The sequence below is a fragment of the Bacillus sp. OV166 genome (assembly GCF_900177675.1).
GTDB lineage: Bacteria > Bacillota > Bacilli > Bacillales > Cytobacillaceae > Neobacillus.
On the sequence record NZ_FXWM01000001.1, the window covers coordinates 2729639 to 2741886 of the forward strand.

13 protein-coding genes, 1 pseudogene and 1 riboswitch are annotated in these 12248 nt (G+C 39.7%); of the genes and pseudogenes, 13 read left to right on the forward strand and 1 reads right to left on the reverse strand.

Annotation, left to right across the window (positions count from 1 at the left end; genetic code table 11):
- Positions 1-67 precede the first annotated feature (67 nt).
- From CCK98_RS13095 to CCK98_RS13105, 3 genes and pseudogenes are all read left to right on the forward strand, one after another.
- Positions 68-475 carry a sensor histidine kinase gene (locus tag CCK98_RS13095; RefSeq protein ID WP_256942334.1) on the forward strand — a complete coding sequence of 136 codons (408 nt, stop codon included), beginning with the start codon at positions 68-70 and terminating at the stop codon, positions 473-475.
- Positions 472-1077 (forward strand): annotated as a pseudogene (locus tag CCK98_RS13100) (sigma-54-dependent transcriptional regulator); the annotation flags it as partial. The gene CCK98_RS13095 and the pseudogene CCK98_RS13100, both read left to right, overlap by 4 nt.
- Before the next feature lie 418 nt (positions 1078-1495).
- Complete coding sequence (locus CCK98_RS13105; RefSeq protein WP_088086999.1) at positions 1496-1735, forward strand: glutaredoxin family protein; 240 nt, start codon at positions 1496-1498, stop codon at positions 1733-1735.
- Positions 1736-1804: 69 nt separating this feature from the next.
- Here CCK98_RS13105 and CCK98_RS13110 read toward each other — a convergent pair whose 3' ends face one another.
- Complete coding sequence (locus CCK98_RS13110) at positions 1805-3070, reverse strand: dicarboxylate/amino acid:cation symporter (RefSeq protein WP_088090394.1); 1266 nt, start codon at positions 3068-3070, stop codon at positions 1805-1807.
- A gap of 260 nt (positions 3071-3330) precedes the next feature.
- Between CCK98_RS13110 and CCK98_RS13115 the strand changes: the two genes are divergently transcribed.
- From CCK98_RS13115 to CCK98_RS13160, 10 genes are all read left to right on the forward strand, one after another.
- Positions 3331-4008: a response regulator gene (locus CCK98_RS13115; protein WP_088087000.1), complete on the forward strand. Its 678-nt coding sequence runs from the start codon at positions 3331-3333 to the stop codon at positions 4006-4008.
- Positions 4009-4065: 57 nt separating this feature from the next.
- On the forward strand, positions 4066-5664 hold the full coding sequence (dcuS, locus tag CCK98_RS13120; protein WP_088090395.1) for a DcuS/MalK family sensor histidine kinase: 1599 nt from the start codon (positions 4066-4068) through the stop codon (positions 5662-5664).
- 78 nt (positions 5665-5742) lie between these two features.
- A riboswitch (TPP riboswitch) is annotated at positions 5743-5852 on the forward strand.
- 81 nt (positions 5853-5933) lie between these two features.
- The gene (gene thiM / locus CCK98_RS13125; RefSeq protein ID WP_088087001.1) at positions 5934-6746 is read left to right on the forward strand and encodes a hydroxyethylthiazole kinase; all 813 of its coding nucleotides are present in this window, start codon (positions 5934-5936) and stop codon (positions 6744-6746) included.
- 15 nt (positions 6747-6761) lie between these two features.
- Positions 6762-7580: a bifunctional hydroxymethylpyrimidine kinase/phosphomethylpyrimidine kinase gene (thiD, locus tag CCK98_RS13130; RefSeq protein ID WP_088087002.1), complete on the forward strand. Its 819-nt coding sequence runs from the start codon at positions 6762-6764 to the stop codon at positions 7578-7580.
- Positions 7577-8248, forward strand: coding sequence for a thiamine phosphate synthase (gene thiE, locus CCK98_RS13135; protein ID WP_088087003.1), 672 nt, complete (start codon positions 7577-7579; stop codon positions 8246-8248). Before thiD ends, thiE begins: the two co-directional genes overlap by 4 nt.
- The gene (thiW, locus tag CCK98_RS13140; protein WP_088087004.1) at positions 8232-8744 is read left to right on the forward strand and encodes an energy coupling factor transporter S component ThiW; all 513 of its coding nucleotides are present in this window, start codon (positions 8232-8234) and stop codon (positions 8742-8744) included. Before thiE ends, thiW begins: the two co-directional genes overlap by 17 nt.
- Positions 8745-8760: 16 nt before the next feature.
- Positions 8761-10086, forward strand: coding sequence for an acetylornithine deacetylase (locus CCK98_RS13145; protein WP_088087005.1), 1326 nt, complete (start codon positions 8761-8763; stop codon positions 10084-10086).
- The gene (tenA, locus tag CCK98_RS13150; protein ID WP_088090396.1) at positions 10049-10720 is read left to right on the forward strand and encodes a thiaminase II; all 672 of its coding nucleotides are present in this window, start codon (positions 10049-10051) and stop codon (positions 10718-10720) included. The genes CCK98_RS13145 and tenA overlap by 38 nt, the downstream gene beginning before the upstream one ends.
- A 7-nt stretch (positions 10721-10727) precedes the next feature.
- Entirely contained in the window at positions 10728-11471 is a 744-nt protein-coding gene (locus CCK98_RS13155) for an ABC transporter ATP-binding protein (RefSeq protein ID WP_088087006.1), read from the forward strand.
- Entirely contained in the window at positions 11461-12231 is a 771-nt protein-coding gene (locus CCK98_RS13160; RefSeq protein ID WP_088087007.1) for an ABC transporter permease, read from the forward strand. The genes CCK98_RS13155 and CCK98_RS13160 overlap by 11 nt, the downstream gene beginning before the upstream one ends.
- Positions 12232-12248 lie beyond the last annotated feature (17 nt).

The following is a 12248-nucleotide window of genomic DNA, read 5'->3' on the forward strand; positions in this document are numbered from 1 at the left end:
CTCATTAAACGATGGAATAATCCAAGTTCTTAATTTACTTAGATACCAATTAGAAAAAAATGAAATTATGATAATCCTTGAACTGGATGAGGACCTCCCTGAAATTGAGGGGAGTCAGCAGCAAATAGAACAAATCATTATTAATCTAATGCTAAATGCGAGAGACGCTTTAGAGCTCGCAGATAAAGCCAAAAAAGAAATTACAATCATCACCTCTCAACAAGAAGATGAAGTGCAATTAATCATCAAAGATAATGGAATTGGGATTGAGGAAAATAGATTATCTGAAATTTTCCATCCATTTCACACAACAAAAGAAGCAGAAAAGGGTACCGGCCTGGGTCTTTCTGTAAGTTTCGGAATCGCTAATGCCCATGGAGGTACACTCGAAGTGAGCAGCACCGTCAAAACAGGTAGTACCTTCACTTTACGACTACCATTGCCGCTGTCTCAAGAGTTGGAGGTCGGAGGATGACAAATCTATTAATAGTGGATGATGAAATCGAGGTTGGAAACTTCCTGTCCCATCTTTTTAAATCGAAAGGCTATAACGTCAAGGTAGTTAATAGCGGGAAAGAGTTCTCCAAAATCGATTTTTCAAAGAGTAACTTTCATGCAGCAATGATTGATTTAAAGCTAGCGGATGCAGACGGGTTAACACTCCTGAAGGATTTGAAAAAACAACAGCCCCGATGTAAAGCCGTAATAATGACGGGGTACAGTACGATTCACACGGAGGTGGAAGCGATAAAATCTGGAGCAAGTGATTATATCGAAAAACCGTTCGATGATATTGATTTATTGGAAAAACAAATTGATCAGCTGTTAATTTCGACAGGCAGCACTTCCCAGCAGCTTATCAATGATCTAGCCAATAAAATAGGGTTGATTATTGGAAAAAACCCTGAAATGAATCAATTAATAGAAACAGCATATAAAGTAGCCGGGAAAAATGTAATTGTTTTAATAGAGGGTGAAACCGGAACAGGAAAAGAGGTACTGGCGCGCTTTATTCACGAGGCAAGTCAACGAAATATCGAGCCCTTTATTGGCGTAAATTGTGGTGCTATTACGGAATAGATAGGGAGCCACTTCACCTTAAGGAATAGTAGACTAGATGTAAATGGTTTCTATTGACAGAAAAATCAGTATTTTATTGCGGTTAATGTCTGGATGGGAAATAAATTTTGGGGAAATAAATCTTAATTATTCCTCGGGAAAGCGCATGATTAGACAATTATCGATACTTTTTTCATGTGATATACCCTGTCTATTTCCCAACAGAATGGAATTAATTTATTTAAATGGAAACGTGTCATATGAAAAATTAATCCTTTTGGGATATACTTTATTTTATTAGTTAAAGTTTGGAGTCGCCCAATGAAAATTATCTGTATTTCAGTTAACCAAATGCCAATAAGGGTAACATTGGAGTCTAAACATATCTTTTTCACTAAACAGAATTCTGAAAATATGTAAAAGGGGAAAATAAACAATGAATAAACAAGTAATCGTCTATACAACAAAAGACTGTATTGAATGTACGATGGTCAAAAAAGTTCTTAATGAGGAAGGAATTGCCTTTGAATCCAGGGACGTGTTGGCAAACCCTGAATATCAGGAGGAAGTGGAGAAATACGGCTTTCTAGGGGTTCCTGTTACTGTGGTTGATAATCGAGCAGTGAAAGGATTTACAAATGAATTAAAGGAACTAATAGAAATAGCAAAAAGTTAAGGTGCAGCTGTCAATTCAGTACAAAAATGGCTTGGAGTAAAATCCCCCAAGCCATTTTTCTGTAATTTTTTATGCACTAATTGATTTATCTGTTTTGGTACTTTGAATTTCAGCGGTAGGGTGGAATTCGTTTTCCATCTTAGAAACAACCACAGTTGCTACACCATTTCCGATTAAGTTGGTAATTGCACGTGCTTCAGACATAAAACGATCGACACCTAGTAACAAGGCAATCCCTTCAACTGGTATTACCGGGAAAGCAGATAGAGTAGCAGCTAGTGTAATAAAACCAGAACCCGTTACACCGGCAGCACCTTTAGATGTCAACATAAGAATACCTAATAAAGTGATTTGATGCCAAATCGTAATATCGACATTGTAAGCCTGAGCAATAAAGAGCGCTGCCATTGAAAGATAAATAGCAGTACCATCTAAGTTAAAGGAATACCCGGTTGGAACGACAAGACCAACTACTGATTTGGAACAGCCGTATTTTTCAAGTCTTTCCATCATTCTTGGTAAAGCGGATTCAGAGGATGAAGTACCTAGCACCAAGAGAATTTCTTCTTTAATATAAGCGATAAATTTTAAAATATTAAATCCATAAAGTTTCGCGATCGAACCTAGGACTAAGACGATGAAAAGAAACATCGTTGCATAAACGCTTCCCATCAATTTTCCAAGAGAAACTAAAGAACCTAGACCAAAATTACCAATCGTATAGGCCATTGCACCAGATGCTGCAATGGGTGAAAATTTCATTACGATATTAACAATCTTAAAGAATATCTCCGTAAATTGCTCAAACAAGGCAACAACTGGTTTTCCTTTTTGCCCTAAGGAAGCAAGTGCAATTCCAAACAGGACCGCAAAGAATAAAATTGGAAGCAGCTCGCCCTTCGCCATTGCCCCGACAAAATTATCAGGAATAATTCCTAAAATAAATTCGATAAATCCATGGCTTGTTTCTTTAGCCTGCGTGGTAAATTGTGAAATATCTCCGCCTTTTACGGAATCTGTATTAAACCCAGATCCTGGCTTAATGATATTAACTAGGAGTAAACCAATCGCTAAAGCAAATGTCGTTACAATTTCAAAATACAGGAGCGCTTTCCCGCCGATACGCCCAACCTTCTTCAAATCCCCCATGTTACCGATACCAATGACTATTGTAAAAAATACAATTGGAGCAATGACCATTTTAATTAACTTGATAAAGATATCCGCCAAAACCTTTAATTCTGTACCGAATTTCGGAAAAAGAAATCCGATGACAATCCCAAGTAAGATCCCCAATAATACTTGGACGGTCAAATTTTTGAAATTAATTTTCATTTTCTCATACACCCCTTTTTTTAATAAAACTGTTACCGCTTTCAAACCACCCAAGCACATAATAAATGAAAATTCAGATAATAGTAAGGTTTTGGTCATATTGGTCTTATTGTTCCTTTTGTTATAGAAAATACCTTAAATAACTCTCATAAAAATCGAACAAAAAATGCTATCTATGAATTTACTATTTTAATAAAATAGGCCATGATAATAATATAAAGGGAAATACAGTTTCATTTAATGTAAGGGGGAGCAGGGGGATGTTTCCGTTAAAAGTACTATTGATTGAAGATGATCCGATGGTTCGAGAGGTACACCGCCAATTCATTGATAGGATTGAAGGGTTTTCGATAATTGGAATCGCCTCCAATGGGATGGAGGGGTTAAGATTAGTGAAAGAACTCAGTCCGGATCTGGCGATTATCGATATTTATATGCCTTATATGGGTGGATTGGAAATGCTCAGCGAACTTCGTTCAGAGGCCTATTCTGTGGATGTGATTGCGATAACAGCTGCGAGCGACATCGAAACCATCCACCGTGTTCGACAACAAGGGGCTGTTGATTACATCATAAAACCGTTTACCTTTGATCGAATTAAAAAATCACTTGATAATTATAAAAACTATCGAGTGAAATTAGGAGAAAAGAAAGCTCTTTTACAGGAGGAGCTCGATCAAATTTTATTTATTGATAGCAAAGAACAAAGTGAAAGAGAGAGTTTACCAAAGGGATTAAATATGAATACGTTAATAAAAATTACTAATTTCATTTCGCAGGAAAAAGAACCTGTTTCTGCGGAAGAAGTAGCGGAAAGCATAGGAATGGCTCGGGTAACGGCTCGAAGATACCTTGATTACTTAGAAAAAGAAGGAAAAGTCAAAATTCATATCCATTACGGCGGCGTCGGAAGACCAATCAACCGTTACGGTGTTTAACGCAAATACCTTGAAAAGATTGCCTGTGAGAAAGGGGGAATCAAGTTGGGGTGGAAAATAAGGTTGTCCAAACCAAAACTTCGTTTACAATCGACGATAACCCTGCTGGTTTGTATCGTGGTCGTGATGGCATTGTTAGTAACCGAGATTTTAATCACCAACAGAATTTCACAGGAAACAGAGAAAAGCCAAGCCGAGAAAGCAACAGATATTGCGAGGATTGTTGCAAGGTCTCCGATTGTCATGAATGGGCTTAAAAATAAAACAGCAGAGAAGGATATCCAAACATTTGCGAATGATATTAAACAATCAACGCATGTTGAATTTATCGTCGTAATGGACATGTATGGAACAAGAAAATCACATCCTAACCGCAACCTATTAGGTTTGCATTTTGTCGGTGGAGATGAAGGACCTGTTTTAAAAGGGAAAGAGCATATTTCCATTGCCAAAGGGACATTGGGATTGTCTTTACGTTCGTTTGTTCCTGTTTATGATCAAGAAAATAATCAAATAGGAGCAGTCGCGGTTGGGATTTCTTTAGAAAAAGTTAATCAGGCGATCGAACAAAGTAGGAAAATTATTTTGATCGGAGTGGGAGTAGGAATTCTAGTTGGGATTCTAGGTGCCCTTTTTCTAGCTAGAAAAATCAAAGCGATTCTTTTTGGACTTGAGCCGAGTGAGATGGCAAAATTGCTTGAGGAACGTAGTGCGATGCTTCAATCCACAAAGGAAGGAATTTTGGCAGTTGACCAGGATGCGTTTACCACTCTCGTAAATAATGAGGGGATCCGACTTCTTCAAAAAGCTGGCATTCATGGGTCCTTTTTAGGAAGAAAAGTGGATGACTACATGCCAAATTCTATGCTATCTTCTGTTCTAGAAACGGGGGAATCTCAATTAGACCAAGAACAAGAAATCAATCATATTACCATTTTAACCAATCGGGTTCCGGTTGTTGTCAAAGGAAAGATTGTCGGTGCGATTGCTACGTTCCGAGAAAAAACCGAAATCAAGCAATTAGCTGAACAATTAACCGGTGTAAAGCTATACGCGGAAGCACTGAGAACCCAGTCACATGAATTCATGAATAAACTGCATGTAATATCAGGTTTAATTCATATGAAAGACTATCAAATGGTCTCGTCATACATTACCAAAATTGTCGATCACCAACAAACTGAGGTAGAATTTGTTATTAGTCGTTTTAAAGATCCTGTTTTAGCAGGTTTTATTGTAGGAAAACTTAGCTTCGCTAGAGAAAATGGCTGTGAATTAATCATTGATGGGGAAGGAAGTCTACCTGAACCACAACAGCAGGAAATAACGCATGAAGTGGTAACGATCCTTGGGAATTTAATAGATAATGCACTAGATGCTGTTACGGACCGTCCGCAAAAAAAAGTTACCTTAAGGTTTGACTATTACGATGATGTCCTTGCCTTAGAGGTTCATGATACAGGAAAAGGAATCGATGAGGCTGTAAAAAATCGCTTATTTATAAAAGGGTATTCCACCAAAGGTGAAAATCGAGGAATCGGTTTATCATTGGTGCAGAGAAGCTTGGAAAAATTAAATGGACAGATAGAAATTCATTCCCAAAAAGATAAAGGGACAACATTTATTGTTACTTTCCTTTATAAAGGCAAACAATAATAATGTTATGTTAACTGGTACTTTTTCCTTTACATTCTAGTACTATAGGAATATTATGTAGTTAATTAAATAAAGTATTAGATCTACTAGGGGTGCCCTGTAAACAGGCTGAGAGAAAATGGAGAAATTTTCAACCCTTCGGACCTGATCTGGGTAATACCAGCGTAGGAAAGTAGCCAAGTGAATGTTAATTATTTCTTTGACTAACTAACCAGGTCCATTATTGGATCTGGTTTTTTTATTTTAAAAAAAGAAACGGGGAAATTGAGATGGAAAAAAATAGTTTGTATGAAACGTTGGAAGAAGTTAGAAAGGTTAACCCGCTGGTACATAATATTACCAATGTGGTTGTTACAAATTTTACGGCAAATGGGCTTCTTGCCCTTGGTGCCTCACCGGTCATGGCATATGCAGCCGAGGAAGTAGCAGATATGGCCAAGATTGCAAGTTCATTAGTATTGAACATTGGAACATTAAACCCACAGACAGTAGATTCGATGATCATTGCCGGAAAAGCGGCCAATGAATCCGGTGTTCCCGTCATTTTTGACCCGGTTGGTGCAGGGGCTACCCGCTATCGAACCGAAACCGCGCAAAGAATTATGAACGAGGTAAATGTCTCTGTGATTAGAGGAAACGCAGCCGAAATTGCCAATGTGGTTGGTGAAAAGTGGGAAATTAAGGGCGTCGATGCTGGGGATGCAAAAGGAAATATCATTGAACTAGCTATTACTTCAGCACAAAAATTGAATGGTCTTGTCGTCATCACTGGAAAAGAGGATGTTGTTTCGGATGGGAAAACAACCTATGTCGTGTCAAATGGACATCCAATTTTAACGAAGGTGACAGGCACTGGATGTTTATTAACCTCAGTGATTGGAGCGTTTGCAGGAGTGGAGAAGGACCTGCTTCAAGCTTCAGTGGCTGCTTTAACGTATTATGGAATCGCGGCAGAAAAGGCAGCGGCAAAAACAGTTGAAATGGGACCTGGAAGTTTCCAAATCGAATTTTTAAACCAATTAGCTTTAGTTTCTTCCGAAGATATCATTTCACATGCTTCTTTTAAAAAGTTTAATCGATAAATGGGGGTAATTTGAATGAAAAAAGCATTAACAATCGCTGGTTCTGATAGCGGCGGTGGAGCAGGAATTCAAGCGGATTTAAAGACATTTCAGGAATTAGAGGTTTTCGGAATGTCAGCATTGACCGCTGTAACGGCCCAAAATACATTAGGAGTCCATGCTGTCTATCCAATGACAGCTGAGGCAGTCGTAAAACAGATCGAAGCGATCGGCGAGGATATCGGTGCGGATGCGGTGAAAACAGGAATGCTTTTTAATGCTGAAATCATCGAGGCCGTCGCTGCACAGCTCAGGAATTATCAATGGCAAAATATTGTTGTCGATCCAGTCATGATTGCTAAAGGTGGCGCTTCCTTGTTGCAAATGGAAGCCATTTCTGCCATGAAAAAATACTTATTGCCGCTAGCAACGGTAATCACCCCGAATATTCCAGAAGCGGAAGTACTAACGGGCATGTCGATTATGACGGTGGAAGATAAACTGGAGTCTGCTAAAAGACTACATGCGTTAGGCGTAAAAAATGTCGTGATTAAGGGTGGCCATGATGAAAATGAGTCTGAATCCACTGATTTATTATTTGATGGAAAGGAATTTTCCTACTTTACCAGCAAGAGAATTCAGACAAAGAACACACATGGAACAGGTTGTACTTTTTCAGCAGTAATTACTGCTGAACTAGCAAAAGGGGAAACTCTTTATGAAGCAGTATGTATAGCAAAGGATTTTATTCAGGCGGCAATTGAGAACCATTTGGAGATCGGGCAAGGACATGGTCCAACTAACCATTGGGCATATCGAAAAAGGAAAAGCGCTAAGGAGCTGGCTGAATTATGAAAAACCTACAAGCGGCTTTAAGTGTTTATTTTATCATGGGCAGTACCAACTGTTTAAAGGATCCAGCCGAAGTATTAAAAGAGGCAATTGCCGGTGGGATTACACTTTTTCAATATCGAGAAAAGGGTGACGGCGCATTAACTGGAGCTGACAAATATGCACTTGCGAAAGAACTTCAAGCAATTTGCAGAGCACATCATATCTCTTTCATTGTTAATGACGATATCGAGTTGGCTGTGGCAATTGATGCGGACGGTGTACATATCGGACAAGAGGATGAAACGGTATTCACAGTTCGAGAGAAGATTAGCGATAGGAGAATCCTTGGGGTTTCAGTCCATTCAACGGAAGAAGCAATGATTGCAATAAGCGGTGGTGCTGACTATTTTGGCATTGGCCCTGTTTTTCCGACAAAAACAAAGGCGGATGCCAAGCCATCACGGGGAACAATACTGATCGAAAAATTACGAAAAGATGGCATTGATATTCCGATTGTTGGGATCGGCGGGATCACGGTAGAAAACGCTCAATCGGTAGTGGAAGCTGGGGCAAATGGGGTTTCCGTTATTACGGCAATAAGTCATGCAGAATCACCAATCGAAGCAGCCAGAGCGTTAAGAAAAAGTGTCGGTATTCATGAGAGGTATTCAAATGAACAAAACACATAAACTGACGTTAACTGCTATGATGATAGCCATTGGTACCATTTCAAGCAACCTGTTCTATATACCGATTGGATTTACAAAGGTCTTCCCGGTTCAGCACTTTTTGAACGTTTTATCAGCCGTTCTTTTAGGACCTTATTATGCTGTAGCTCAGGCCTTTTGCGTTTCCCTGCTAAGAAATCTGATGGGAACTGGTTCGATTTTTGCCTTTCCCGGAAGTATGGTTGGAGCCTTACTGGCCTCGCTATTATTTTGGAAGACTAGGAAGATCTATCTTGCTTTTATCGGTGAAGTAATTGGAACGGGTATCATTGGGGCACTGCTTTCTTACCCAATCGCTATTCTTTTTCTCGGTGAAAAGGCCACATTATTTGGGTTTATTCCATTATTTATATTTAGCTCGTTTGCTGGAGCGCTGATTGGATTTATTATTTTAACCGTATTTTTAAGAAAGAAAGTTTTGATTGTTAGTGAAAATGATACCACTATCAGAAACTAATCATGGGAGTAAACAAATGAAAGAGGATTTGCTTGAAAAAATCTCACAAGAAGTTGAAGCGAGAAAAGCGGAATTAATCGAATTGTTGACCAACCTTATCGCTTTTCCAACCGTTAGTCCTCCTGCACGGAATACAAATGATATCCAGGGATTTATAAAAGGGTATTTAGAAAACATGGGATTTTCCACAGATAAGTGGGATGTCTATCCCGGAGATCCGAATGTGGTTGGCCACTTACCTGGAGAATCTTCTGATCAATATAATAGTTTGATTATAAATGGTCATGTGGATGTCGCGGAAGTTGGTGATAATACAGAATGGGATTATTCTCCGTTTTCTGCCTATCGCAAAGATTCCTACATATATGGACGTGGTGTGGCAGATATGAAAGGTGGAATTGCAGCATCCCTAATCGCAATTAAACTTTTAAAAGATCTGGGTATCCCGCTCAAAGGTGATCTCCAATTTCAATCTGTTATCGGTGAAGAAGTTGGAGAGGCTGGGACGCTGGCATGCACTGAGAGGGGTTATACCGCTGACTATGCAGTAGTGGTTGATACAAGTGATTTACATATTCAAGGACAAGGCGGCGTCATAACTGGATGGATTACCATTCAAAGCAAAGAAACTTATCATGATGGAATCCGGAGGAAGATGATTCATGCAGGTGGCGGTGTTAAAGGGGCCAGTGCGATCGAGAAAATGATGAAGATTATTTCGGGACTACAAGACTTAGAACGCCACTGGGCCGTTACGAAAAGTTATCAGGGCTTTCCTCCCGGCACAAATACGATTAATCCTGCCGTTATTGAAGGTGGCAGGCATGCGGCATTTGTGGCTGATCGCTGTGCTTTATGGGTTACCGTTCATTTTTACCCGAATGAAGACTATGAAGAGGTAATTAAAGAAATAGAACAACATATTTGTGCAGTTGCAGCGGCAGATCCCTGGCTTCGCGAGAATCCGCCACAGTTTGTTTGGGGCGGAAAATCTATGATTGTCGATCGTGGTGAAATTTTTCCTTCGTTAGAAATTGATTCTGATCATCCTGGAACGAAGGTTTTAGCTAATTCCTATGAAAAATTGTTAACAGACAAGCCGACGGTGGGCATGTCAACCACCGTTACAGATGCAGGCTGGCTGGGTCGAGCTGGAATTCCAACGGTCATCTTTGGACCTGGTAAATTGGAAGATGCCCATGCAGTCAATGAAAAAGTTGAAATTCGGCAATTATTAGATTTTACTAAAGTACTAGCTGTATTTATCGCGGAATGGTGCAACACGAGGAAGGAAGAGTATGGAAATGAAACTCACCGAAAGACTTTATCAATCAGTAAATGATGTATGGCAGAAAACCCATCAGCATCCATTTGTAGTCGGAATAGGTACAGGGGATCTGCCTGTTGAATCCTTTATCCGCTATATGAAACAGGACTATGTGTTTTTAATTGACTACTCTAAGCTGTTTGCTTTAGGGGCTGTTAAGGCAAAGGATATTGAAACCATGGCCGCATTTGCGAAGCTTTTGCATGAGACATTGCACGGGGAAATGGATCTGCACCGACAGTATGCTGAGAGGTTTGGAATTACCCATCAACAGCTGGAGGAAACAAAACCAACGCCGGTTAACTTAGCTTATACTCGTTACATGCTAAATGTCGCTCAAACAGGTTCGCTCGAGGAATTAATTGCTGCTCTCTTGCCGTGTATGTGGAGCTACTGGGAGATTAGCAAGATGCTAGCAGATACCTATCCAAATGCTAGTGACCACCATCTTTATGGAGAATGGGTGAAAATGTACTCTTCTGATGAATTTGGTTCTTTAACAACTTGGTTGATCGATTTGTTAGATAGATTGACAGAGGGTAAACCGGAGCGGGAATTAGCCAACTTAGAAGAACACTTCCTGACTACATCAAAATTTGAATATATGTTCTGGGATATGGTCTATCAGGGAGGCGAGTGGCCTGTCTAACTCAACCATGTTATCTATAAAAAACTTATCCTACTCTTTTCAAAGTGAAGGAAACTCCAATCCTATTTTCAATCAAATTTCACTAGACGTTAAGCCAGGAGAGTTTGTCTCAGTGATAGGCGCAAGTGGATCTGGAAAGAGCACTCTTTTTAAATTGATTTCTGGTTTACTTGAACCTGATCAAGGAGATATTATGGTCAATGGTCAAAAGACTGGTAAGAGATTAGGGAGTATCGGTTACATGCCGCAAAAGGATCTGCTTTTACCATGGAGAACCGTTTTAGAAAACGTGTTACTACCTTTAGAAGTGACAAAGGAACCAAAGCAAGCGAGAATTCCTGAAATACGAGAGTGGTTATCGCGGTTTGGTTTGGCAGAATATGAAAAAGCTTATCCGAATGAACTTTCGGGAGGAATGAAGCAGCGCGTGGCCTTTTTAAGAACCCTTATGACAGGGAAAGATCTTTTATTATTGGATGAGCCCTTTGGCGCACTCGATTCCCTGACAAAACGGAACATGCATAGCTGGTTATTAGGACTGTGGGGGGAATTACAAAAGACGGTATTGTTTATTACCCATGATCTTGAAGAAGCAGTTTTGTTGAGCGATAGAATCTATTTGCTCCAAGACACCGGAATCAAAGAAATGAAGGTCAACCTGGCGAGACCAAGAAGTTCACAGCTAATCTATCAATCAGAGTTTATTACGATGAGAAAAGAACTGGAGTGGCTGATTCAAAATGAAAGCTAGTTTGAAAAAATGGACGGAACAGTACGGTTTGTTTTTGATCGTGGTGATCCTCCTTCTCAGCATATGGGAATGGGTCGTCAGGCAAGGCATGATTCCTTCTTTTATTTTGCCAGCTCCTTCGGCTATTTGGGGGTCATTACAAGAAAACCGACAGCTTTTATTTGAAGTGCATTTGCCGGCTACTGTAAAGGAAGTTCTGATCGGTTTTGTGCTCTCCGTAATCGGTGGATTATCGCTGGGAGTTGCTATGCACTTTTCTCGTTCCATTGAAAAGGTACTATATCCATTTCTTGTTATCTCACAAACGGTGCCGCTAATTGCAATTTCACCGATTTTTATTATGTGGTTTGGCTATTCGATTTGGAGCAAAATTGCCGTGACCATTTTAACCGCCTTCTTTCCCATCGTCGTAAGTACATATGATGGGTTGAAATCTGGTGGAAGTGAATACCGTGAATTACTGTTAACGATGGGCGCCAATCGCTGGACAATTTTTAAAAAAATCCAGGTTCCAATGGCGTTGCCAGCCATTTTTTCAGGATTGAAGTTGTCAGTTGTTTATTGTGTTGTCGGAGCGACGGTTGGTGAATGGCTGGGGGCAAGTGAAGGTTTAGGGTACTTCAGTCGACGAATGTCTGGTAACTTACAGGCAGACTCCGTGTTTGCGGCAATATTTTTATTATCGCTTTTAGGGATTGTGTTGTTTTTATTGATTGGATTATTGGAAAAACAGCTATTGAAAAATAAGATTCGCAACTAGAAAAGGAGTAAACTCAA